19 protein-coding genes and 1 tRNA gene are annotated in these 23,645 nt (G+C 72.6%); 10 read left to right on the plus strand and 10 right to left on the minus strand.

Features of this window, described 5'->3' with window-relative positions; genetic code table 11:
- Positions 1-45: 45 nt before the first annotated feature.
- The 4 genes from ACF089_RS24755 to ACF089_RS24770 all read left to right on the plus strand — a co-directional run bounded on the left by ACF089_RS24755 (position 46) and on the right by ACF089_RS24770 (position 4,799).
- Positions 46-576, plus strand: coding sequence for a DUF501 domain-containing protein (locus ACF089_RS24755; protein WP_392030346.1), 531 nt, complete (start codon positions 46-48; stop codon positions 574-576).
- 28 nt (positions 577-604) lie between these two features.
- A complete protein-coding gene (locus ACF089_RS24760; protein WP_392030349.1) occupies positions 605-1,522 on the plus strand; it encodes an exopolyphosphatase in 918 nt (305 codons plus the stop codon).
- A gap of 331 nt (positions 1,523-1,853) precedes the next feature.
- Positions 1,854-3,236 carry an NAD(P)/FAD-dependent oxidoreductase gene (locus ACF089_RS24765; protein WP_392030352.1) on the plus strand — a complete coding sequence of 461 codons (1,383 nt, stop codon included), beginning with the start codon at positions 1,854-1,856 and terminating at the stop codon, positions 3,234-3,236.
- Positions 3,237-3,521: 285 nt separating this feature from the next.
- Positions 3,522-4,799, plus strand: a complete 1,278-nt coding sequence (locus ACF089_RS24770) for a class I SAM-dependent methyltransferase (protein ID WP_392030355.1) — start codon at positions 3,522-3,524, stop codon at positions 4,797-4,799.
- Between the two features lie 80 nt (positions 4,800-4,879).
- Here the strand turns inward: ACF089_RS24770 and ACF089_RS24775 are convergent, their stop codons facing one another.
- Both ACF089_RS24775 and ACF089_RS24780 read right to left on the minus strand, forming a co-directional pair.
- Positions 4,880-7,432 carry an ABC transporter permease gene (locus ACF089_RS24775; RefSeq protein WP_392030358.1) on the minus strand — a complete coding sequence of 851 codons (2,553 nt, stop codon included), beginning with the start codon at positions 7,430-7,432 and terminating at the stop codon, positions 4,880-4,882.
- Between the two features lie 48 nt (positions 7,433-7,480).
- Positions 7,481-8,251, minus strand: a complete 771-nt coding sequence (locus tag ACF089_RS24780) for an ABC transporter ATP-binding protein (protein ID WP_392030361.1) — start codon at positions 8,249-8,251, stop codon at positions 7,481-7,483.
- A 580-nt stretch (positions 8,252-8,831) separates the two neighbouring features.
- Between ACF089_RS24780 and ACF089_RS24785 the strand changes: the two genes are divergently transcribed.
- Positions 8,832-8,914: transfer RNA gene (locus tag ACF089_RS24785), tRNA-Leu, on the plus strand.
- A 456-nt stretch (positions 8,915-9,370) separates the two neighbouring features.
- Positions 9,371-10,255, plus strand: a complete 885-nt coding sequence (locus tag ACF089_RS24790) for a Bax inhibitor-1/YccA family protein (RefSeq protein ID WP_392030364.1) — start codon at positions 9,371-9,373, stop codon at positions 10,253-10,255.
- Positions 10,256-10,493: 238 nt separating this feature from the next.
- Here the strand turns inward: ACF089_RS24790 and ACF089_RS24795 are convergent, their stop codons facing one another.
- A complete protein-coding gene (locus ACF089_RS24795; RefSeq protein WP_392030367.1) occupies positions 10,494-10,724 on the minus strand; it encodes a DUF4287 domain-containing protein in 231 nt (76 codons plus the stop codon).
- A gap of 99 nt (positions 10,725-10,823) precedes the next feature.
- Here ACF089_RS24795 and ACF089_RS24800 point away from each other — a divergent pair, with 99 nt between their 5' ends.
- The gene (locus ACF089_RS24800) at positions 10,824-11,150 is read left to right on the plus strand and encodes a hypothetical protein (RefSeq protein WP_392030370.1); all 327 of its coding nucleotides are present in this window, start codon (positions 10,824-10,826) and stop codon (positions 11,148-11,150) included.
- Between the two features lie 40 nt (positions 11,151-11,190).
- Here the strand turns inward: ACF089_RS24800 and ACF089_RS24805 are convergent, their stop codons facing one another.
- From ACF089_RS24805 to ACF089_RS24815, 3 genes are all read right to left on the minus strand, one after another.
- The gene (locus tag ACF089_RS24805) at positions 11,191-12,054 is read right to left on the minus strand and encodes a hypothetical protein (RefSeq protein WP_392030373.1); all 864 of its coding nucleotides are present in this window, start codon (positions 12,052-12,054) and stop codon (positions 11,191-11,193) included.
- A 439-nt stretch (positions 12,055-12,493) separates the two neighbouring features.
- Positions 12,494-13,714 (minus strand): acetyl-CoA C-acetyltransferase, encoded by a 1,221-nt coding sequence (locus tag ACF089_RS24810; protein ID WP_392030376.1) that lies wholly within the window; start codon positions 13,712-13,714, stop codon positions 12,494-12,496.
- A gap of 134 nt (positions 13,715-13,848) precedes the next feature.
- The gene (locus ACF089_RS24815; RefSeq protein WP_392030606.1) at positions 13,849-14,892 is read right to left on the minus strand and encodes an SGNH/GDSL hydrolase family protein; all 1,044 of its coding nucleotides are present in this window, start codon (positions 14,890-14,892) and stop codon (positions 13,849-13,851) included.
- A 215-nt stretch (positions 14,893-15,107) separates the two neighbouring features.
- Between ACF089_RS24815 and ACF089_RS24820 the strand changes: the two genes are divergently transcribed.
- Positions 15,108-16,496, plus strand: coding sequence for a cystathionine beta-synthase (locus ACF089_RS24820; RefSeq protein WP_392030379.1), 1,389 nt, complete (start codon positions 15,108-15,110; stop codon positions 16,494-16,496).
- Positions 16,497-17,644: 1,148 nt separating this feature from the next.
- Here the strand turns inward: ACF089_RS24820 and ACF089_RS24825 are convergent.
- The gene (locus ACF089_RS24825) at positions 17,645-18,073 is read right to left on the minus strand and encodes a hypothetical protein (protein WP_392030382.1); all 429 of its coding nucleotides are present in this window, start codon (positions 18,071-18,073) and stop codon (positions 17,645-17,647) included.
- 234 nt (positions 18,074-18,307) lie between these two features.
- On the opposite strand from ACF089_RS24825, the gene ACF089_RS24830 reads away from it, so the two are divergent.
- Both ACF089_RS24830 and ACF089_RS24835 read left to right on the plus strand, forming a co-directional pair.
- The gene (locus tag ACF089_RS24830; protein ID WP_392030385.1) at positions 18,308-19,144 is read left to right on the plus strand and encodes a MurR/RpiR family transcriptional regulator; all 837 of its coding nucleotides are present in this window, start codon (positions 18,308-18,310) and stop codon (positions 19,142-19,144) included.
- 121 nt (positions 19,145-19,265) lie between these two features.
- Entirely contained in the window at positions 19,266-19,826 is a 561-nt protein-coding gene (locus tag ACF089_RS24835; protein ID WP_392030387.1) for a hypothetical protein, read from the plus strand.
- 138 nt (positions 19,827-19,964) lie between these two features.
- On the opposite strand, the gene ACF089_RS24840 is transcribed toward ACF089_RS24835, so the two are convergent.
- The 3 genes from ACF089_RS24840 to ACF089_RS24850 all read right to left on the minus strand — a co-directional run bounded on the left by ACF089_RS24840 (position 19,965) and on the right by ACF089_RS24850 (position 23,618).
- Entirely contained in the window at positions 19,965-21,362 is a 1,398-nt protein-coding gene (locus tag ACF089_RS24840; RefSeq protein WP_392030390.1) for an APC family permease, read from the minus strand.
- Between the two features lie 404 nt (positions 21,363-21,766).
- Positions 21,767-22,243 carry an SRPBCC family protein gene (locus ACF089_RS24845; RefSeq protein WP_392030393.1) on the minus strand — a complete coding sequence of 159 codons (477 nt, stop codon included), beginning with the start codon at positions 22,241-22,243 and terminating at the stop codon, positions 21,767-21,769.
- Between the two features lie 64 nt (positions 22,244-22,307).
- A complete protein-coding gene (locus tag ACF089_RS24850) occupies positions 22,308-23,618 on the minus strand; it encodes a diaminopimelate decarboxylase (protein ID WP_392030396.1) in 1,311 nt (436 codons plus the stop codon).
- Positions 23,619-23,645 lie beyond the last annotated feature (27 nt).

The raw sequence follows: 23,645 nt of genomic DNA on the forward strand, positions 1-23,645 counted from the left end.
GGCACCGCCGGGCAGAATCACGGAACTGTTAGAGCCAAGGCAGGCATGGAAACCCCTCCTCCCCACACCGCACCCACCGAGCCGACCGACGCGGACATCGCGGCGTTCAAAGAGCAGCTCGGCCGCCCGCCGCGCGGGCTGCGCACCATCGCGCACCGCTGCCCCTGCGGGCTGCCGGACGTCGTCGAGACCGCGCCCCGGCTGCCCGACGGCACCCCCTTCCCCACGCTGTACTACCTGACCTGCCCGCGGGCCGCGTCGGCGATCGGCACGCTGGAGGCGAACGGGGTCATGAAGGAGATGACCGAGCGGCTGGCGACGGACCCGGAGCTGGCGGCGGCGTACCGCGCGGCGCACGAGGACTACATCGCGCGCCGCGACGAGATCGAGGTGCTCCAGGGCTTCCCCAGCGCGGGCGGCATGCCCGACCGGGTGAAGTGTCTGCACGTCCTGGTCGGCCACTCGCTGGCGGCGGGCCCCGGGGTCAATCCGCTGGGCGACGAGGCGATCGCCATGCTGCCCGAGTGGTGGCGCAAGGGCCCGTGCGTGACGCCGTGCGCGCCCGTGGAAGCCTGATCCCCCGATCCCTCCCCGAGGAGCGCGTATGACCCGGGTCGCCGCCGTCGACTGCGGTACCAACTCCATCCGGCTGCTCGTCGCCGACGCCGACCCGGCCACGGGCGGACTGGTCGAGCTGGACCGGCGGATGACCATCGTCCGGCTCGGCCAGGGCGTCGACCGCACCGGCCGGCTGGCCCCCGAGGCGCTGGAGCGGACCTTCGCCGCCTGCCGTGAGTACGCGGCGGTCATCAAGGAGCACGGCGCGGACGCGGTCCGCTTCGTCGCCACCTCCGCCTCCCGCGACGCCGAGAACCGCGCGGAGTTCGTCGACGGGGTGCTGGACATCCTCGGCGTCGAGCCCGAGGTCATCACCGGCGACCAGGAGGCCGAGTTCTCCTTCACCGGGGCCACCAAGGAGCTGCCCGGCCACGAGGAGCGCCTGGTCGTGGACATCGGCGGCGGCTCCACCGAGTTCGTCCTGGGCCGGGCGCACGTCGAGGCCGCCCGCTCCGTCGACATCGGCTGCGTCCGGCTGACCGAGCGCCACATCCGCGGCGATCCGCCCGCCCCCGCCGAGCTGGCCGCCGTCCGCGCCGACGCCGACGCCGCGCTGGACCTCGCGGCGGAGTCGGTGCCGCTGGACGGCGCCCGCACCCTGGTGGGCCTGGCCGGGACGGTCACCACCGTCGCCGGGATCGCCCTGGGTCTGGACGCGTACGACTCGGCCGCGATCCACCACGCGCGGATCCCGTACGAGCGGGTCGCGGAGATCGCCCGGAGCCTCGCGGCCGCCACCCACGCCGAGCGCGCGGCCATCCCCGTCATGCACCCGGGCCGGGTCGACGTCATCGTCGCGGGAGCCCTCGTACTGCTCGCGGTGATGGAGCGGACCGGCGCCGCGGAGGTCGTCGTGAGCGAGCACGACATCCTCGACGGGATCGCCTGGTCCATCGCCCGCTGAAGAAGTTCGTGAAGTTCTTCACAAGGAAAAGAGCCCTGATGGGCGCTCTGGGAGGCCGAAAGCCCCTCTCCGGGGGGCCGTTCGGCCCTCCGGCGGGGGGATCGGACGGTCCGGGGGAAATGTCGGTCGGCCGCACCCTGGGTGTGGTTCCTTTGTAAGGAAGGGTTAAAGGCCAGCTCACAAGGGGTTCACCGGGCCGGGGGAAGGCTTCTGGTTCCTTCGCGGAGCCATGATCCCCGGGACGGGGGCCGCGTAGTGTAGCAGAGGTCACCCCACTCCTTGTGAAGGGGCTCACGAGCACCCCCTACCGACGGGGTGGATACTCGATGGCATGAGCACCACGGAGCGTCCCAGGATCCTCGTCGTAGGCGGTGGGTACGTAGGCCTGTACGCGGCGCGCCGCATTCTGAAGAAGATGCGGTATGGCGAAGCGACCGTCACGGTCGTCGACCCGCGCTCGTACATGACGTACCAGCCCTTCCTGCCCGAAGCCGCCGCCGGCAGCATCTCGCCTCGGCACGTCGTCGTCCCGCTGCGACGCGTGCTCCCGAAGGCCGAGGTGCTCACGGGCCGGGTCACCACCATCGACCAGGACCGCAAGGTGGCCACCGTCGCCCCGCTGGTCGGCGACGCCTACGAGCTTCCCTTCGACTATCTGGTGGTCGCCCTCGGTGCGATCTCCCGGACCTTCCCGATCCCCGGACTCGCCGAGCAGGGCATCGGCATGAAGGGCATCGAGGAGGCCATCGGCCTGCGGAACCACGTGCTGGAGCAGCTCGACAAGGCCGACTCCACCACCGATGAGGAGGTCCGCCGCAAGGCCCTGACCTTCGTCTTCGTCGGCGGCGGCTTCGCCGGCGCCGAGACCATCGGCGAGGTCGAGGACCTGGCCCGCGACGCGGCCAAGTACTACAACAACGTGAAGCGCGAGGACATGCGCTTCATCCTGGTCGACGCGGCCGACAAGATCCTTCCCGAGGTCGGGCCCAAGCTCGGCGCGTACGGCAAGGAGCACCTGGAGGGCCGCGGCGTCGAGATCTACCTCTCGACCTCGATGGACTCCTGCGTCGACGGCCACGTCGTGCTGAAGAACGGCCTGGAGGTCGACTCCAGCACCATCGTGTGGACCGCCGGCGTGAAGCCCAACCCGGCGCTCGCCCGCTACGGCCTGCCGCTCGGCCCCCGCGGCCATGTGGACACCGCCACCACCCTTCAGGTGCAGGGCACCGACTACGTCTGGGCCGCGGGCGACAACGCCCAGGTCCCCGACCTCGCCGCCCGCAAGGCCGGGGTCGAGAACGCCTGGTGCCCGCCGAACGCCCAGCACGCGCTGCGCCAGGCCAAGCTCCTCGGCGACAACGTCATCTCCGGGATGCGCGGCTTCCCGCAGAAGGACTACAGCCACGCCAACAAGGGTGCGGTCGCCGGTCTCGGCCTGCACAAGGGCGTCGCGATGATCGTCATGGGCAAGATGAAGATCAAGCTGCGCGGCCGGCTCGCGTGGTACATGCACCGTGGCTACCACGGCATGGCCATGCCGACCTGGAACCGCAAGATCCGGGTCTTCGCCGACTGGACGCTCCAGATGTTCCTCAAGCGCGAGGTCGTCTCGCTCGGTGCGATCGAGTCGCCGCGCGAGGAGTTCTACGAGGCGGCCAAGCCCGCCCCGGCCCCGGTCTCCACTCCCGCTCCGGAGAAGGCCAAGGCCTCCTGACCAGCCAGGAAACCTGACCGAAGGGCCGTCCGCCATCCGTGGTGCGGACGGCCCTTCGGCATGTCCGCACCAGATCGGGAGTGCCGGCCGCTGTCCGGAAACCGTCGCCCGGTCCACCCGGCCGGTCGTCTCGGCAACCGCCGTGCGAGGGGCTCGCCCAGAAATCTGTGCGAGATCGTGTCCAGACGGGAAGCACGCACAGTGCCCGACTTGTTGTCCCCAGTGAGCGGGGCATGGAACCGAGGACCCCGAGGCAGCGGAATCACCACCACGGAGGTGTGCGTCATGGCCGACGCCGCACTGCGGCTGACGACCTTAGCCGAAGAACTGCTCAACACTCCCTTCCCCGTCCGCCTGCGGGCGTGGGACGGCTCCGAGTCGGGCCCGCCCGACGGACCGGTGCTGGTCCTGCGGCACCGGCGGGCGCTGCGGAGGCTGTTGTGGCAGCCGGGCGAGCTGGGACTCGCCCGGGCCTGGGTCGCCGGGGACATCGACGTCGAAGGCGATCTGTACACCGCCCTGGACCGGCTCTCGGGCATCGTGTGGGAGCGGGACGGCGACGGCGTCTCGCCGCGCGACCCGAGACTGCTCGCCGCGGCCCGCACCCTGATCGAGCTGGGCGGCGCGCTGCCCCCGCCCCGGCCGCCCGTCGAGGAGGCCCGCCGCCGAAGAGGCGGCCCGCACACCAAGTGGCGCGATCGGCAGGCCATCAGCCACCACTACGACGTGGGCAATCCCTTCTACGAGCTGGTCCTCGGCCCGTCCATGGTCTACTCCTGCGCCTACTGGGACGAGGCCGCGTCGCTGGAGGACGCCCAGCGGGAGAAGCTCGATCTCGTCTGCCGCAAGCTCGGCCTCCGCGAGGGCGAGCGGCTCCTCGACGTCGGCTGCGGCTGGGGCTCGATGGCCATGCACGCCGCCCGTGAGTACGGCGTCACCGTCACCGGCGTCACCATCTCCCGGGAGCAGGCCGCCTACGCCCGCAAGCGCATCGCCGAGGCCGGGCTCACCGACCGGATCGAGATCCGCGTTCAGGACTACCGGGACGTCAAGGACGGCCCGTACGACGCGATCTCCTCCATCGGGATGGCGGAACACGTGGGCGCGGTCCGCTATCTGGAGTACGCCCGGCTCCTCCACGGGCTGCTGAAGCCCGGCGGGCGGCTGCTCAACCACCAGATCGCCCGCCGCCCCGAGAAGGACGAGGGCGCCTATCGGGTGGACCCCTTCATCGACCGCTACGTCTTCCCCGACGGGGAGCTGTCCCCCCTCGGCCGGACCGTCTCCCTGCTGGAGGAGGCGGGCTTCGAGGCGCGGGACGTGGAGTCGATCCGTGAGCACTACGCCCTGACCCTGCGCCGCTGGGTCGCCAATCTGGAGACGAACTGGGAGCAGGCCGTACGCCTCACCTCCTTCGGGCGGGCCCGGGTCTGGCTGCTGTACATGGCCGCCTGCGCGCTCGCCTTCGAGCACAACAGGATCGGTGTGAACCAGATCCTGGCCGTGAAGACCGCGGAGGGCGGGGACTCCGGGCTGCCGCTGCGGGCCCGTACCTGGAACTGATCGCACCCGCCCGTGCGAAGGGCCCCGCGGGGGAGAGCCGTACAGCTCTCCCCCGCGGGGCCCGTCCGCCGCCGGGGCGGCTACTCCGTCTTGATGGCCGTCAGCATGTTCAGCCGGGCGGCGCTGCGGGCCGGCCACATCGCGGCCAGCACCCCGACCACGCCGGCGAGCAGCAGGAAGAGTCCCAGCCGCTCCCACGGCAGCACGAGGGTGTACTCGGGGATGCTGCTGCGGAGCGTCTCGCCGATCGCCCAGCCGAGGAAGCCGCCGAGGCCGACGCCGATCAGCGCGCCGAAGAGCGAGATCACCACCGCCTCCAGACGGATCATGCGCTTGACCCGGCCGCGGTCGAGGCCGATCGCCCGCAGCATGCCGATCTCCTGCTGACGCTCGAACACCGACATCGCCAGGGTGTTGACGACCCCGAGCACCGCGATGACCAGGGCCATGGCCAGCAGCCCGTACATGATGTTCAGCATGTCGTTGATCATGCCGCCGAACTCGTCGCGCAGCTCCTGCTTGTCCATGATGTTCATGCCGGGGTTGTCGCCCAGCGCCTTCACCAGGGCCTGCTCATTGGCGGCGGTCTCGCCGCCGTCCATCGACACCCAGATCTCGCGGATGTCCGGGGTCGGGTCGTACGCGGCGACCACGGCGGCGGAGACGACGAACGGGGAGACGAACTCGTTCTTCTCGTAGACCGCGCCGACCGTCAGCTTCCGCTGCTCGGTCTTCTTCGGGTCGCCGTCCCGGGCGAAGCTCGCCGACAGGGTGTCGCCGGGCTTCCAGCCGTTCTTCTCGGCGGTCTCCTCGGCGACGGCGACCTGGCCGTCGGCGAGGGAGTCGAGCGAGCCGGCGACGGTCTTCAGCCGGAGGACCTCGTCCACATCGGTGGGGCTGACCGCGGAGACGGCCCGCTCCTCGCCGCCGATCTTCAGGAAGAACGCCTGCTGGCCGGAGACCGCGCTGACGCCGTCGGCCTTCTCCAGCGCGGCGAGCGCCGAGCCGTCCAGCGGGTCGCCGCTGGCCATGGTGACCACATAGTCGGCGCGGACGTGGTCGGTGGTCATCTTGTCGATGGCCTGGCCCACGGTGACGCCGATGACGGTGAGACCGGTGACCAGGGTGAGCCCGATGGCCAGCGCGGAGGCGGTGGCCCCGGTGCGGCGCGGGTTGCGGACCGCGTTCTGCCCGGCGAGATTGCCGGCGACGCCGAACACCCGGCGCAGCCCCGGCCGGACCAGGGCGATCACGGGCCGGGAGAGCAGCGGGATCAGCACGATCACACCGATCAGCGCCAGGAAGGCGCCGGCCCCGATCAGCATCCGGCCGTCGCCGCCCTTGGCCGCGGCCCCGGCGAGGATCGCCGCCGCTCCGGCGAGGGTGATGACGCCGCCGATGGAGTTCCGTACGACCAGGGACTTGGTGGTGGCCACCGCGTGGGCGCTGCCCATCGCGGCCATCGGGGCGATGCGGGCGGCCCGGCGGGCGGGCAGCCAGGCGGCGAGGACGGTGATCAGCACACCGACGCCGAAGGCGGCGAGGACCGCGGTGGAGGAGATGACCAGCCGCCCGGCGGGCAGCTCCATGCCCAGCGAGCCCATCACGGCGCGCAGTCCGGAGGCGAGCCCGAGGCCCAGCAGGAAGCCGACGGCGGAGGCGATCGCGCCGACCACCGCGGCCTCGGTGATCACCGAGCGCTTGACCTGGCCGCGGGAGGCGCCGACGGCGCGCAGCAGCGCCAGCTCCTTGGTGCGCTGGGCGACCAGCATGGTGAAGGTGTTGGCGATCAGGAAGACCCCGACGAAGAGCGCGATCGCGGCGAAGGCGAGCAGCATCGTGTTGAGGTGGTTGAGGCCGCTCTCGATCTCCTTGGCCTGCTTGTCGGCGAGCGCCGCGCCGGTCTCGGCCTTGGCGCCCTCGGGCAGCAGCGGCTCGACGGCCGCGAGCACCTTCTCGTCGGAGGTCCCGCCGGCGGCGACGACGTTGATCTCGCTGAAGTGGCCGGGCTTCAGATAGAGCTTCTGGGCCACCCCGGTCTCGAACAGGACCAGGCTGCCGCCCGCGTTCACCGCTCCGTCGTCGGTGGTGAAGACGCCGGAGAGGGTGAAGTCCTTCGCCGGGCCGTTGGTGGCGACGCGTACGGTGTCGCCGACCTTGTACTCGCCCTTGTCGGCGGTGGCCCGGTCGAGGGCGACCTGGTCGGCCTTCACCGGGCCGGAGCCGTCGGCGAAGTCGTACGCGTCGTCCTCGCCGTCCTTGCCGGGGGAGTGGTTGGCCCCGGTGTTGGTCCAGCCGCTGCCGATCAGCTTCCCCTTCTGATCGGCGACTCCGGCGAACCCGGAGACCCGTCCGGTGGCCTCGGCGACGCCGTCCGCGCCCTGGATCTTCTTGAGGGCGGCGGTGGAGAGCCCGGTCTCGGTCGGGCCGCCGCCGCTGTCCCTGGTGGGGCTGGAGACCACGACGGCGGTGCTGTCGAAGCTCTTGGCCGTCTGTTTGCGGAAGGCGTTGCCGAGGGTGTCGGTGAAGACCAGGGTGCCGGAGACGAAGGCGACGCCGAGCATGACGGCGAGCACGGTCATCAGCAGCCTGGCCTTGTGCGCGAGCACATTGCGCAGGGCGGTACGGAACATGTCAGTGAGTCCTGGGGTGAGAGCCGGAGTTCTGCTGGGCGGCCTGGGTCAGCTGGTCCGGCCCTTGGCGTCGAACGCCTTCATCTGGTCGAGGACGCCGTCCGCGGTGGGGTGCAGCATCTCGTTCACGATCCGGCCGTCGGCGAGGAAGATCACCCGGTCGGCGTAGGAGGCGGCGACCGCGTCATGGGTGACCATCACGACGGTCTGGCCCAGCTCGCGCACGGAGTTGCGGAGGAAGCCGAGCACCTCGGCGCCGGAGCGGGAGTCCAGGTTTCCGGTGGGCTCGTCACCGAAGATGATCTCCGGCCGGGAGGCGAGGGCGCGGGCCACGGCGACGCGCTGCTGCTGTCCGCCGGACAGCTCGGTGGGGCGGTGGCTGAGCCGGTCGCGCAGTCCGACCATGGAGATGACCGTCTCCAGCCACTCCTTGTCGGGCTTGCGCCCGGCGATGTCCATGGGGAGCGTGATGTTCTCCAGCGCGCTGAGCGTGGGGAGCAGATTGAACGCCTGGAATATGAAGCCGATCTTGTCCCGGCGCAACTGGGTGAGCTGCTTGTCCTTGAGGGAGCCCAGCTCGGTCTCGCCGATGCGGACCGAGCCGGAGCTGAAGGTGTCCAGTCCGGCGACGCAGTGCATCAGGGTGGACTTGCCGGAGCCGGACGGCCCCATGATCGCGGTGAACTCGGCCTGCCGGAAGTCGACGCTGACCCGGTCCAGAGCGACCACCTGGGTCTCGCCCTGTCCGTACACCTTGGACAGATCCGTGGCGCGGGCGGCCACGGCGGTGGCGCGGTGTGCGAGGGGCGTGGTGGTCACGAGGGGGCACTCCTGTTCACAGTGGGGTGAGCTGTGGGGACGGTTTCCATCCTGGCCGGTTCGTGTACCCGATTCGTCAGCCCGCGTGCCCGTTCCCGGGGCCTTCTTTGGTCGCACCGGAGGGCCCGTCCGTCCTCCTCTGGTATGACGGCGTCCCCGAGAGGGTCGTCGGCGGGGGTGTGGCGGGGGGTGTGGCGGGGGGTGTGGCCAAAAAGCGGCCCCGGAGCCGGTGGCAACGCTGTGTGACAGGGCGGCGGGGATCTGGTGAGAGTTTTGTGCGGGTTCGATAGCTGCGGGTGTGTGCCGGGTAGCACCGGGTCGCAGGTGCCGTAAAAAGCGGTCCCTCGTCCGGTTTGACCCCGCCCCGGCGCCCCGCAGGGCCTCGGTGCGACGAGTTTCCGTCAATCACGCCTGACGGCGTTCCCGCCCACCTGTTGGGACAGCCCCGCCGGCAGGTTCTGCCACCTGGGCTGACGCACCCTCAAGCGGCAATAAAATAAGACAACATCGGGCCAAGGGCCGACTGGCCGATGGATCTCCCCGGATAGGCTCCTGCTGCTTACGCGGAGCCACGCACCTGGCCCGGATGGTGGAATGCAGACACGGCGAGCTTAAACCTCGCTGGCCTTCATGGCCGTGCCGGTTCGAGTCCGGCTCCGGGCACTCTCAGTGACCGGTTGTCCCTCGACGGTAGTTGAAAGCTTGACCGTCGCTTCTCTCCCATAGTGACAGCCCGCGGCCCCGCCGCCCACCCCTGAGCGCACCTCGAACCGATCCCGGAGACGGGCCGCCCCGACGCGCCCGGGGTGCGGAGGCCGCCGGGCGGACGATCGGCGCGGGCGGGCGGTGCGGTCGGCGCGCCGAGGGGTGCGGACGGGTGCGGGCGGGTGGCCGGCGTCGGCGGGTGCGGGCGGTGCGGTCGGTGCGCGGCTCCGACGGGTGCGGGCGGCGGGCGCGCGACACGCACGGCCCATGCGTCGCGTGGCTCACACCCCCTTCACCCGAAACCGTGATCCGAGGTCACAATCCGGAAAGATCCTCCCCAGGCACTAGGGTGCTTCCTTTGCTCCCGCATTACTCTTGACGCAAGGCCGCGCAAGGTGGCCATGGAGGAGTGAGATGAGGAGCAGTAACCCGGTCTTCTCGCGACGGGGGTTCAGCCGCGACAACGGCTATGCGGGCTTCAACGCGCAGCCGCAGGCCGGGGGACCCGTCGCAGGAAACCCCTACGCCCAGGGCACCGGCAACCCGTACGCGACCAATCCGTACGCGCCCGCCGATCCCCAGCTCGCCACGGGCCCCGAGGCGCCCGCGCGCGCGAATGTGATGACGATCGACGATGTCGTGTCGCGCACCGCGATCACGCTCGGCACCGTCGTCCTCACCGCCGTACTCTCGTGGGTCCTGCTGCCCGTCGACGGCGCCAACCTGGCCAAGTCGTACGGCATCGCCATCGGCGCCTTCCTGGTCGCCATGGTCCTGTCCCTGATCCAGGCGTTCAAGAGCAAGCCGGTCCCGGCGCTGATCCTGGCGTACGCGGCCTTCGAGGGCGTCTTCCTCGGAGTGCTCTCCAGCGCGGTCACCACGCACATCAGCGCGGGCGCCGTCCCGCAGGCGGTCCTCGGCACCATGGCGGTCTTCGCCGGCGTGCTCATCGCCTACAAGATGCGCTGGATCCGCGTCAACCGCCGCTTCTACGGCTTCGTGATGGCCGCCGCCCTCGGCTTCGTGCTGCTCATGGCGGTCAATCTGCTCTTCGCCCTCATCGGGGGCGGCGACGGCCTCGGCTTCCGCAGCGGCGGCCTCGGCATCCTCTTCGGTGTGATCGGCGTCATCCTCGGCGCCTGCTTCCTCGCCCTCGACTTCAAGCAGGTCGAGGACGGGCTCACCTACGGCGCTCCGCGCGAGGAGTCCTGGCTGGCCGCCTTCGGCCTCACCATGACCCTGGTGTGGATCTACCTGGAGATGCTGCGGCTGGTCTCGATCATCACCGGCAACGACTAGCCGGTACCCGGCCCGGCGCCGGCGGTCTTCGACCGGCGGCCGACGGCTGACGAAGGGCCCGCGGGCGCACCGCCCGCGGGCCCTTCGTGTTGTTCCGGTCTGCCCGGTCTGCCCGGTCTGGCTGGTCTGCCCGGTCGTCGGGGGTGCCCGGGTCCGCCCGGCAGATCCGGTCCTCGGCTCCGGTCGCCCGGTCCGCCGGGGTCGCCGGTCCGCCGGGTCGCCGGTGTCGCGCGCGGACCTACAGCAGCTTGCGGGCGGCCCGCCTCAGGTCGTACTCGTGGACGATCGCCTTGGCGTGGCCGTACGACAGATCGTGCTCGCTCCGGAGCCAGCTGACCTTCTCCTCGAAACGGAAGAGGGACGGGCCGTCCTCGACGGCGCGGAGCCAGTCGGAGATCTCACGACCGGTGCACTGGGGGATACGGGAGAGCAGATTTCGATGGGTCTCTTCGGAGAAGACTGGGGACATCGGCGCCTCCGGACGCGTCGCGCGTGTGCTCCTTCAGGCCACCGTGCCTGAGCGTTCGCGTATTGGCAACACTCCCCGGCGTGCGCATAAGGTCGCGGTGTGCTTGATACGACGGATCTGACCGCTGCCGTGGAACGCCTCGCCGACCGGCTGCGCGCCGCGCCGCAGAGCCGCCTCCAGCGGGGCGCGGCGGCGGAGGCGCTCGGGCTGGCCAGGGAGTTGGCACTCCGTGCCCAGCGCGTCGAAGCCCCGGACGAACCGCCCAGGATCATGCCCGACGCGGGTGTGTTCGCCGTCGCCGACCAGCTGACTGTGGCCGCCGAGGATTTGGCCGAAGCGCTCAGAACGGCCCCGTCCCGCCGTCAGGCGGAGGTGGACGAGGCCGCGCGTCTGGTACGTACGGCGGCGGAGCGGACCGGGCTGTAGCCGGGGCGCGAGCGCTCGCGGCCCGCGCGCTCCGGCGCGCTCAGAACGAGGCGATGACGCGGTCCGCGAGGATGTAGACGGTCTCCTCGCCGCAGACGAACGTCAGCGCGTACGCGCCCGAGATGCTGGAGCCGCCCAGCAGCACCGGGATGTCGCCGCGGCGCAGCGCGTCGGCGAGCAGCTCGGCGGTCTCCCGGTGGCCCGGGGTCATGCACAGCGTCGTCCCGTCCGTGAAGACATAGACGTCGAGCGTGCCCAGCGGGCCCGGCCGCACATCGGCCAGCTCGGTGTGGGCGAGCGCCAGCTCCTCCAGCCGGCGGACCGTCCGCTCGTGGTCGGTGACCACCGGGGTCTGGACCGGGACGAAGTCCGGGTGCGAGGGGTGCCGGCGGCGGGCGGCGGCCAGCTCGGGGGAGTCCTCGGCGAAGCCGGTCACCTCCGGCAGGTCGGCGGGCTCGTCGAGCGCCTCTATCGCGTCCAGGTCCATCGACTCCAGCCCCGCGAAATCGGCCTGCCTCGGCACATAGAACGGCAGCTCGTCGCCGGGCGCGCCCACACCGCCGCCGCCCAGCGGCGTCAGCGGGGCGTCGCCGCCGAGACGGGCGGAGGCGTCGGCCGCGTCGCGCGTCTCCTGCGCGGCCCAGAAGGCGCGCGCCTCGGCCAGCTCGCGCTCCCGCTCCTCGGCGAGGGCCTCGGCGACGGCGGCGCGTATCTCGGCGGCGGGGGTGGGGCGGGCCTGCGGTACGGCGGCGACCGGGCGGACACCGGCGGCGGTCGCGGCGGAGAGTTCGGTGCGAAGGGCCGTGACCTGCTTACGGAGCCCGTACGCGGCGTGCAGGGCGGCGGCTCCCACCACCGTGGCCGCGGCGGTGGTCAGCAGCAGGGCAAGAGACATGGCGCTCACTGACGTACTCCCGGTTTCATTCGACACCCCCGACTTCCTACATCAGCTTGCGGGGAGCCCGCTCCTCCTGGCAGTGCATTACGTCATGAAATGGACAGGACTTTTGGCCTGGTGTTTACCGCTCCAAGGGTTTGAGCTGGGGAAATAGCGCCACCCCGGGGGGCAGGTCACATCCTGGGCGAGTTTCGGTCACGACTTGGGCTCCACCCCCTGCGCCGGGGGTCCCGGGGGCTCTCCGGGCCCGGCCCGTCGGGCCGCCGCCCGGGCCCGCGCGGCCCGGCGGCCGCGCCCGGCTCGCGCCCGGCCCGGTCCGCCCGCGCCGGCACCCGCCCGACGCGTTGTCCGCCGTCGGCCCGGCTCGGACCGCAGCGGTCCGGGGCCGGGCGGGCCGGGAGGCGGGGGCGGGTGCCCGAGGGGTTCAGGCGGGTGCCCGACGGGTTCAGCTGAGGCGTTCGAGGACCATGGCCATGCCCTGGCCGCCGCCCACGCACATCGTTTCGAGGCCGAACTGCTTGTCGTGGAACTGGAGGCTGTTGATGAGGGTGCCGGTGATGCGGGCGCCGGTCATGCCGTAGGGGTGGCCGACGGCGATCGCGCCGCCGTTGACGTTGAGCTTGTCGAGGTCGATCCCGAGGTCGCGGTAGGAGGGGATGACCTGGGCGGCGAAGGCCTCGTTGATCTCGACCAGGTCGATGTCGCCGACGGTGAGCCCGGCGCGGGAGAGCGCCTGCCGGGACGCCTCGACGGGGCCGTATCCCATGACCTCGGGGGAGAGGCCGGAGACCCCGGTGGAGACGATCCGGGCGAGCGGGGTCAGGCCCAGGTCGCGGGCCTTGGTGTCGCTCATGATCACCAGGGCGGCGGCGCCGTCGTTGAGGGGGCAGCAGTTTCCGGCGGTCACCAGGCCGTCGGGGCGGAAGACCGGCTTGAGCCCCTCGACGCCCTCCAGGGTCACCCCCGCGCGCGGGCCGTCGTCGGTGCTGACGACCGTGCCGTCCGGCGTGGTGACCGGGGTGATCTCCCGCTCCCAGAAGCCGTTCGCGATGGCCTGCTCGGCGAGGTTCTGCGACCGTACGCCGAACTCGTCCATCTCCCGGCGGGTGACGCCCTTGAGCCGGGCCAGATTCTCGGCGGTCTGCCCCATGGCGATGTAGGCGTCGGGCAGCAGCCCGTCCTCGCGCGGGTCGTGCCAGGAGTCGGCCCCGCCCTCGGCGGTCTTCGCGGTCCGGGCCGCGGCCTCGGCGAAGACCGGGTTCTGGGTGTCGGGCAGACCGTCGGACGAGCCCTTGGCGAAACGGGACACCATCTCGACGCCGGCCGAGATGAAGACATCGCCCTCGCCTGCCTTGATGGCGTGCAGGGCCATCCGCGAGGTCTGCAGCGAGGAGGAACAGTAACGGGTGATCGTGCAGCCGGGCAGATGGTCCATCCCCAGCTGTACGGCGACGATCCGCCCGAGGTTGAAGCCCTGCTCCCCGCCGGGCAGCCCGCAGCCCAGCATCAGATCGTCGATGTCCCGGGGATCGAGCCCGGGCGCCTTGTCGAGGGCGGCCCGAACGATCGTCGCGGTCAGGTCGTCGGCGCGCAACTCCTTCAGCGAGCCCTTGAAGGCCCGTCCGATGGGGGAGCGGGCGGCGGAAACGATGACGGCTTCAGGCATCACGGCTCCAGGAGGGGAGAAGGTGGACTCGCTGGGAAGTTACCTGTAGGTAGCGGCGGGGTCACGGGGCTCGGAGTGTGACTCGGGCCTCAATTCTAAGCGAGCGCTCACTTGGGCGGGGCTCGTTCGAGCGCTCACTGCGCCGTGGTCTCCGGCGGCGAGCCCGGTGACGGCGACGGCGACGGTGACGGCGACGACGACTGGTCCGGCGGCGGTGACTGGTCCGGCGACGCGTCCGGCAGCCGCCGACGCCGGCGGTGCTTCAGCAGGGCCCAGGGCGCACGGGCCCCCGTGACCTCCGTACCGGCCTCCTTCGCCGCCGTCACCGCCGCCTCCGCCACCGGCAGCATCCCCTCGTCCCGGGCCGCCTCCGGCCGGTCCGACTCCGGCCACACCCCCAGCGCCGCGCAGACCGTCGGCAGCAGGGCCATCGCCGCCGTCGCGTACCCCTCCGCCGACGGGTGGTAGTTGTCCGCCCCGAACATCTCGCGGGGATTCGCCGCGAACTCCGGCCCCAGCAGATCCCCCAGCGACACCGTCCGGCCCCCCTGCTCCACCGCCACGATCGTCTGCGCCGCCGCCAGCTGCCGCGACACCCGCCGGGCCAGCCACCGCAACGGCTGATACACCGGCTCGATGGTCCCCAGGTCGGGGCAGGTCCCCACCACCACCTCCGCCCCCGCCGTCCGCAGCCGCCGCACCGCCGACGCCAGATGGCGAACGGACTGCGTCGGCGGCATCCGGTGCGTGACATCGTTGGCACCGATCATGATCACGCAGACGTCCGGCCGCCGGGAGGCGTCCGCGAGCAGCAGCGTCGTCTGGCGCGCCAGATCGTCCGACTGCGCCCCCGGCAGCGCCACATTGCACACCTCCACCGGCCGCTCGGCCACCGCCGCCAGCCCCGACGCCAGCAGCGCCCCGGGCGTCTGGCCCGCCCGCCGCACCCCCTGGCCCGCCGCCGTGGAATCGCCCAGCATCCCCAGCAGCATCGGGTCCGTCCGCCCGAAGACCAGCCCGTACAGCCCGTCCGCGCGCGGCGGCAGCGGGGCCGCGCCGCCGCCCACCGACCGCTTCGCGAGCTGGACCTCCGCGAGCACCACCCCGACGGTCGCCGCCCCGAGCAGGCCGATGCCGCCGCCGCCGTAGGCCGCGCCCGCCGCGATGCGCCGTGCCACTCTCGCCCTCGACACCGTCCGCTCCTCCGCTCCTCGGCCGTCCGCTTCTCGTCCGCCGCGCCCGGCGGGTCACGGCCGGGCGGGCCCCGGCCGCCGCGCCCCGTCGGGCCCGCCAAGCCGGTCATGACCTAACTGCCCCGAAGCGACCGTCGCCCAATCCCGCCCGGGTCCGCATACTCTGACCGCATTCACTACGGAGACCCCGGAGAAGCATTGTGCGCATTCATGACTCGATGATCAGCCTCGTCGGCAACACCCCGCTGCTGAAACTGAACAGTGTCACCACCGGCATCCAGGCCACCGTGCTGGCCAAGGTCGAGTACTTCAACCCCGGCGGCTCGGTCAAGGACCGCATCGCCCTGCGCATGATCGAGGCCGCCGAGGAGAGCGGAGCGCTGCTGCCCGGCGGCACGATCGTGGAGCCGACCAGCGGCAACACGGGCGTGGGCCTGGCGATCGTGGCCCAGCAGAAGGGCTACAAGTGCGTCTTCGTCTGCCCCGACAAGGTCTCCACCGACAAGATCAATGTGCTCCGTGCGTACGGGGCCGAGGTCGTCGTCTGCCCCACCGCCGTGGACCCCGAGCACCCGGACTCGTACTACAACGTCTCCGACCGCCTCGTCCGTGAGATCGCCGGAGCCTGGAAGCCGGACCAGTACTCCAACCCGAACAACCCCCGCTCGCACTACGAGACCACCGGTCCCGAACTGTGGGAACAGACCGAGGGAAAGATCACCCATTTCGTCGCGGGCGTGGGCACCGGCGGCACCATCTCCGGGACCGGGCGCTATCTCAAGGAGGTCAGCGGCGGAGGGGTGAAGGTGATCGGCGCGGACCCCGAGGGCTCCGTCTACAGCGGCGGCTCGGGCCGCCCGTATCTGGTCGAGGGCGTCGGCGAGGACTTCTGGCCGACGGCGTACGACCAGAACGTCACGGACGACATCGTGGCCGTCTCCGACAAGGACTCCTTCCAGATGACCCGCCGGCTGGCCAAGGAGGAGGGCCTGCTCGTCGGCGGCTCCTGCGGGATGGCCGTGGTCGCCGCGCTGCGGGTGGCCGAGCCGCTCGGGCCCGACGACGTGGTGGTCGTCCTGCTCCCGGACAGTGGACGCGGATACCTCTCCAAGATCTTCAACGACGAGTGGATGGCGGACTACGGCTTCCTGGAGGACGCGGGCCCCTCCGCCTCCGTCGGCGACGTGCTGCGCCACAAGGAGGGCGGCGCGATCCCCAGCCTGGTGCACATGCACCCGGAGGAGACCGTCGGCGAGGCGATCGAGGTGCTGCGCGAGTACGGCGTCTCCCAGATGCCGATCGTCAAGCCGGGAGCCGGACACCCCGATGTGATGGCCGCCGAGGTCATCGGCTCCGTCGTGGAGCGGGAGCTGCTGGGCGCGCTCTACACCCAGCGCGCCTCGCTGGGCGACCCGCTGGAGAAGCACATGTCCGACCCGCTGCCGCAGGTCGGCTCCGGTGAGCCGGTCGGCGATCTGATGACCGTCCTCGGCGCGGCCGACGCGGCGATCGTGCTGGTGGAGGGCAAGCCGAAGGGCGTGGTCAGCCGTCAGGACCTGCTCGCGTTCCTCGCCAACGGCGCCAAGTAGCCGTACGGGGGTACGGGTCCCGCCCCCGGGGGCGGGGAGCCGTTCGCGCGATCGGTACGCGTATGTCACACGCGCGCAGTACCGGCTTAACACGCGTCCCGCAGAGTGGTGCGTGTCGGCAGGGGCCCCTTCCGGGCCCCGCTCCGACGCCTGAACGGCGTCTCCCGCCTTCCGGAGCGGCTCCCGGAACCGAGGGCGTCACGGGCGCGGCGACCGGTCCTCCGACCGGTCGCGTGTCCCTCGCGGGGGCCGCCGTCGTCCCGCCCTCCGGCCCCGGCCGGGGGTGCGGCGGCCCCCGCCCCAGCCTTCCCCACCGTGTCCCCCGCGCCGGACCGCCCCCACCCGGGCCCCGCGCCCACCGTCCCGCCCGACGGCCGCATCCACTCCACCTCCCGAGCCTGGGCCTGCTGCCTGGGGTCCCTGTCGGGTGGCGGGGTGCCCGAGCCCGGGGTTCGTCCTCAATCGCCGGACGGGCTGGGGTTTGGGCCGTGGACCCATGTCGGGTGGCGGGGTGTCCGAGCCCGGGGTTCGTCCTCAAGCGCCGGACGGGCTGGGGTTTGGGCCGTGGGCCCATGTCGGGTGGCGGGGTGCCCGAGCCCGGGGTTCGTCCTCAATCGCCGGACGGGCTGGGGTTTGGGTTACCGGGCGGGGTGAATGTGGACCACTTCAGCCTCGCCGGCGTTTGAGGCGCGGGGGTTTCGGGGGCTGGCCCCCGACGTGGGGCCGCGCGGGGTAGGGGCCTAGCCTGCCGGTGCTGCTGTCCGGGGCTTCCCGAGCCTGCCCTGCCCCCCGGGGCCTCCGTCGGGTGGCGGGGTGCCCGAGCCCGAGGTCCGTCCTCAAGCGGCGGGCGGGCTGGGGTTTGGGCTGCGGGCCTCCGTCGGGTGGCGGGGTGCCCGGGCCGGGGTTCGTCCTCAAGCGCCGGACGGGCTGGGGTTTGGGCCGTGGGCTCATGTCGGGAGGCGGGGTGCCCGAGCCCGAGGTTCGTCCTCAAGCGGCGGGCGGGCTGGGGTTTGGGCTGCGGGCCTCCGTCGGGTGGCGGGGTGTCCGTGCTGGGGTTCGTCCTCAAGCGGCGGGCGGGCTGGGGTTTGGGCTGCGGGGCTCCGTCGGGTGGCGGGGTGTCCGGGCCGGGGCTTGGGCAACGGCGGTGTTCAGTCCTGCCAGTCGGAGGGAGCGCGCCTCTTCCTGGCCCGCGCCAGCGAAAACCCTCCTGCCGCGTGCACCGCGTTCACCCCCACGATCCCCGCCCAGGCCACGACCAACCCCGGGAGGTCGGCGTTCGTGACGCCGATCGCCGAGAGGGGGACGGCCAGGATCAGCGAGACGACGCCGAAGCCGAAGCGTTCGCCGAAGTTGGGGTCGTCGGCGGGCCGCGCCGGTGAGCGAGTGCCGCGGGCGACCGTCATCTGCTGTTCGGCGAGCCGGCGGCGCAGTTCCCGGTCCACCGTCCCGTCGAGGCGCTGCTCGACTTTGGCCAGGAAGGACTCGACGAGCGCGGACTCGTACTCCTCGCCCAGCTCGCGGCGGGCGTGCAGGGCGGCGTCGAGCTCCTTCTTGAGCTCTTGGTCGTGAGCGTCCATACCGGCACGCTACGGATCCCGGCCGCCCGCGTCAGTGGGGGTATCCCCCCATTCCCCGGACCGGTTCCCGCCGCCCGCCGCACCCCGCCCGCGAGCGCCCGGGACCACCCCTCCCTTGCTCCTCTGCATATGGGCATGCAGAGTTCTCGGTGGCTGAATAGGTTGTCCGTGCCACCGTGCGGGACCGCGTGGCCGAGCCATGACGGTGCGAGTGACGAGGATGAGGTGGACGGCGTGAGCGACAGCCCGGCCGCACGACTGCAACAGCTCTTCGAGGGCCACCGGCTGACCCCCACCCAGCGGCGGATCGCCCACAGCATGGTGCGCCGGGCCGCCGATGTGCCCTTCCTCTCCAGCGTGGAGGTCGCCGAGGTCGCCGGGGTCAGCCAGCCGTCCGTCACCCGCTTCGCCGTCGCCCTCGGCTTCGACGGCTACCCCGCGCTCCGCCGCCATCTGCGCGAGATCACCCCCGCGCCGAGCGAGCCCGCCGACCCCGCCCCCAACGAGTACCAGCAGGCGGTGCGCGCCGAGATCGAGAATCTGCGCCGGCTCGCGGAGCTGCTCGCCGATCCCGCCCCGGTCGAGCGCGCGGGCCGGCTGCTCGCCGCCTCCCGCCCGCTGCCGGTGCTCGGGCTGCGGGCCGCCGCCGCGCAGGCCCGGGGCTTCGCCTACTTCGCCGCCAAGGTCCACCCGGATGTGCGGCTGCTCGACGAGGGCGGCTCCCTGCTCGCCGACCGGATCGACGCCGCCCGGCGCGCGGGCGCGAGCGCGCTGCTCTGTTTCGCGCTCCCCCGGCACCCGAAGGAGGTCGTGGAGGCGCTGGCGTACGCCCGTACCGCCGGGCTGACGGTGGTGACCGTCGCGGACTCGGCGTTCGCGCCGGTCGCCGGGGAGAGCGATCTGCTGATCCCCGCCGCCGTCGGCACCGGGCTCTCCTTCGACACCGTCTGCGCGCCGATGCTGCTGGGCCGGGTGCTGCTGGAGGCGATGTGCGACGGACTGCCGGACGCGCAGTCGCGGCTGGAGGAGTTCGACGCCCGGGCGGCGGCCCGCGGCCTCTTCGCGGAGTGACCGCCCGCCCCTCGGGCCCTCGCCTTCGCGGCCGTTCTCAGACGGCCCTCAGAAACCGCGGCTAATCTCCGCCCGCGAGAGGACGGACCGACGGTCGGGGAAGCGGAAAGGGAGTGCTGACGTGGGACGCGGGGCACAGGCGCTGGCGAGAGTGGCGGTCGTGGTACGAGCCGGGGCAGCGCCCCTGTGGTGGCTGGGGCTGACGGCCGCGGCGATCGGGGCGCTGCTCCCCGGGCTCACCGGGCGCCGGATCGGGCTGCTGACCGGAGCGGCTCTGCTGCTGGTGACGGCCGTCGTGACCGCGCTGGCCGGGCGCGGGCGGCACACCCGGCTCGCGGACGGCGCGTCCCGCGCGGGCCGGGGCGACTTCCTCCAGGACCGCCGGGTCACCCTGCGCACCTGGCGGCGGGCCCGCCGGTGGCCCCTGCTGATCGCCTTCCTCGCCGCCCTGGGCTCCTCCTTCGCGCTGCCCGCGGCGGGCGGGATGCTGATGGCCGGAGCCGGGGCGGGGCTGTGGGCGAAGGCCGTGTGGCTCGGCCGCCGGGAACGCGACACGGAGACCCTGTTCTGGCTGCCCGCCGACCGGATCGTCTCCGGCCCGGCCGGGCGGGCGGCCGAGGGCTTCCGTACCACCGGGGTCGCGGCGGGCGACGCGGCGCCCGGCGGGGCCCGCCGCCGCTGAACCCGGTCCCGTCGCCGCTGAGCCCGGCCGTCGCCCGGCGCGCCCCGGCAGCACCCGGCCCTGCACCCGGCCCGGGCACAAGGCCCTGCGTCCTGCCCGGGCACCAGGCCCTGCCCCCGGCCCGGGCACCAGGCTCCGCTACGGCTTCGGGTCCCCCGCCGCCTCGCGCGGGGCGTCCTCCCCGCGCGCCTTCATGACCGCCCGGTTCACCGCCCACAGCGCGACGCCGATGGCCACCAGCACGCCCGCCCGGATGTAGACCTCGGCGTCCCGGTCGGCCAGCGGGCTGGCCAGCACCAGCGCCGTGATCGCGCCGAGCACCGGCAGCGCGGTGGGCGTACGGAAGTGCTGGTGCGCCACCGGGTCCCGGCGCAGCACCAGCACCGCGATGTTGACCACCGCGAACACACAGAGCAGCAGGAACGCCGTGGTGTCGCCGAGCCCCTCGATCTCGCCGGTGAGCACCAGGCCGATCGCCAGCACGGAGACGAAGACGATGCCGACGACCGGGGTGCACCGGTTGGGCAGCACCCGGCCCATGGCCTTCGGCAGGATGCGCTCATTGGCCATGCCGTAGCAGAGCCGCGAGGCCATCATGATGTTGATCAGCGCCGAGTTGGTGACCGCGAACAGCGCGATCAGCGCGAAGAGCTTGGGCGGGATGGCGATGCCGCCCGCCTTGACGACCTCCAGCAGCGGCCCGCTGGAGCCCGCCAGCGTCCGGTGGTCGACCAGCAGCGACGAGACCAGGGCGACCAGGACGTAGACGGTTCCGGTGACCGCGACCCCGATGAAGATCGCCCGGGGGAAGGTGCGGACGGGGTCCTTGGTCTCCTCGGCCATGTTCACCGAGTCCTCGAAGCCGACGAAGGCGAAGAAGCCCAGCGCGGTGGCCCCCAGCACGCTGGTGATCAGCGCGTATCCGGTGCCGCCCGACTCCAGCTGGGTGAGCCGGGAGGCGTCGCCGTCGCCGGAGAACACCGCCCACGCGCCGATCGCGAGGATGATCGCGAGACCGGACAGCTCCACGATGGTCAGCACCACATTGGTCTTCACCGACTCCGAGACCCCGCGCAGATTGAGCGCGGCGAGCACGAGGATGAAGAGGACCGCGATCAGCGTCGCCGGTACGGCGTCGGTGAACTCCAGGAAGTAGTCCCCGCTGAAGGCGCGGGCCGCGGCGCTCGCGGACGCCAGCCCGGAGCACATCACCATGAAGGCGACGATGAAGGTGAGGAAGGGGACCTTGAACGCCTTCTGGGTGTAGAGCGCGGCCCCGGCGGCCTTGGGGTACTTGCCGACCAGTTCGACATAGGACGCGGCGGTCAGGATCGCCACCAGGAAGCCGATCACGAACGGCAGCCAGAGCGCGCCGCCGACCTTGCCCGCGACCTTGCCGGTGGTGGCGTAGATGCCGGTGCCGAGGATGTCGCCGATGACGAAGAGGATCAGCAGCTTGGGCCCGATGGCCCGCTTCAGCGGGCCGTCCCCGTCGGGGGCTCCGGGGCTCTTGTCGGTGGCGGTCGTGGTGGTCAAAGGGCTCTCCCCCGGTCGTCGCGCGGTGCTCGCTCGTGCGGTACGGCTGATGTGCGTAACGCTGGTGTGCGGTACGGGAGGAGGACTGCCCGGACGGCCGCCGGTGATGCCTCGGGGATGTGGAGGTAATGCGGCCGTCGCGCCCCGCCGGGCCCGCCGGAGCCGTACGGAACGGCGGTACGGAACGGTCTCCGGCGGCCGGCCGCGGGCGGTACGGAGGGAGGCGCCGGGCCCGGCCGGTACGGGAGGTACGCCGGGGCCGGGAGGACACGGGAGGGACGCCGGGGCCCGGCGAGTACGGGAAGCACGGGCGCTGCGGGGCACGGCCCGGCGTGCGGGCGGGAGCGGGGGCGCTCGGCCGGGGCCGCGATCCGGCGCGTGGGCGACCGGGTGCGCGCCGGGGCTCAGCCGCCGCCCGGCGGCCCCTCCCGCTCCACCGAGGCCGCCACGTCCTCGAGATCCTTGGCGATCGCCCTGGCCACCGCCCGCGCGCCCAGCCCGCCGAGGAGCCTGGCCGCCAGTCCGGCGGCCCCGCCCGGGGGCACGGCCGTGAACGTCATCCGGACATCGGTCGCCGCGGGCCCGGCCGGCCGCAGGGCGAAGTCCGAGACATAGCGCGCGCCCCGGGACGCGGCCTCCACCACATAGCCGAGCGGCGGCTCGCTCGCGGTCACCCACATCTCCTCGGTGGCCCGCTTCCCCAGCATCCGCCGGGTCTCGCGCCAGCGGGTGCCGACGCCGAAGGCCCCTTCGGACAGCAGCTCGACCGACTCCACCGCGCTCAGCACGGCGGGCGCGCGCTCCAGATCGGTCAGCGCCCGCCAGACCCGCTCGGCGGGGGCCGCGATCCGGCGCTCGACGACCACGCTTCTGTTCGCCATGACTCCAGGAAAGCAGCCGGGCGCGGCGACCGCCCCCGGACGCCCGCCCCGCCCGCCCGGACGCTCACCCCAGCAGCGCGTCCGCCCGGTCGCCGCCCGCCTCGGCGACGATCTCCGCGACGCTCTGCGCGGCCCGCACCGGCGAGAACTCCACCGCGCCGGCCCGCACCCCGAAGCCGTACACCGCGGGCCGGGGCAGGCTGTTGTAGCCGTAGTGGCTGGAGAAGTAGTACGCCCCGGTGTCCAGCGCCGCGATCACATCGCCCTGTTTCAGCCGGGGCAGCGACCGGCCCTCGGCCAGCAGATCGCCCGCGAAGCACGCGGGCCCCGCGATGTCCTGCACCGTTTCGGGGGCGGTGCTGGGCAGGCCCTTCCCGTCGTACGCGGCGATCCGCAGCGGCCAGGAGACCGGGTCGTACACCGTACGGGTGGCGACCTGGACGCCCGCGTGGGTGACCGCGATGGGGCGGGAGCCCGAGACCTTGGCGTACTCCACCCGGGCCAGGGTGGTGCCGTGCTTGGCGATCAGCGCCCGGCCGAATTCGGTGACCAGCCCGTACCGCCCGTCCAGCAGCCCCGGGACCCGCTCCTTCAGCAGCCGGGCGTACGCGGCGAAGGTCGGGTCGGTCTCGTCGGAGGCGAAGTTCACCGGCAGCCCGCCGCCGATGTCCACGGTGTCGATCTGCTGCCGCCCGGCCGCCGCGTTGATCTCCTCGGCCAGCTCGTAGACCGCCGCCACGCCCTCGGCCATCCGGGCCAGGGGTATGCCCTGGGAGCCGGAGTGGGTGTGCAGCCGGGTCAGCCAGGGCCGGTCCAGATACATCCGGACGACCGCCTCGCGCGCGCCCTCGTCGCGCAGGGCCACGCCGAACTTGGAGGTCGCGGTCGCCGTCGACAGCGCGCCGATCGACCCGGCGCCGATCTGCGCGTTGACCCGCACCCCGACCGGGGAGGCCACGCCGTCCGCCGCCAGCGCGTCGATACGGGCCAGCTCCTGCGGATTGTCGGCGTTGACGGCGATGCCGAGCGCGAACGCCTCGCGCAGCTCGGCGGTGGTCTTGGCGGGGGAGTCGAGGACCGTGTGCTCGGGGCGTACGCCCGCGGCGCGCGCCAGCGCCAGTTCACCGGGGCTCGCCACCTCCGCGCCGATGCCCTCCGCGTTCAGCAGGGCGAGCACGGGCACCAGCGGGGTGGCCTTCACCGCGAAGGCGTGCAGCACCGGGGCGTCGGTGACGGCGGCGAACGCGGCCCGCAGGGCGGCGGCGGACTCCCGGATCCCGGCCACGTCCAGCAGGGCGGCGACGGGCTGGTCCTCGCTGAGCAGCCCTTGTTCGACAGCGGCTCGTACGGCTTGATTCCGACGTTCGACAGTCATATGTGCCAGCCAACCATCCCGGGCGTG

Source organism: Streptomyces sp. NPDC014894, from assembly GCF_043080985.1.
GTDB lineage: Bacteria > Actinomycetota > Actinomycetes > Streptomycetales > Streptomycetaceae > Streptomyces.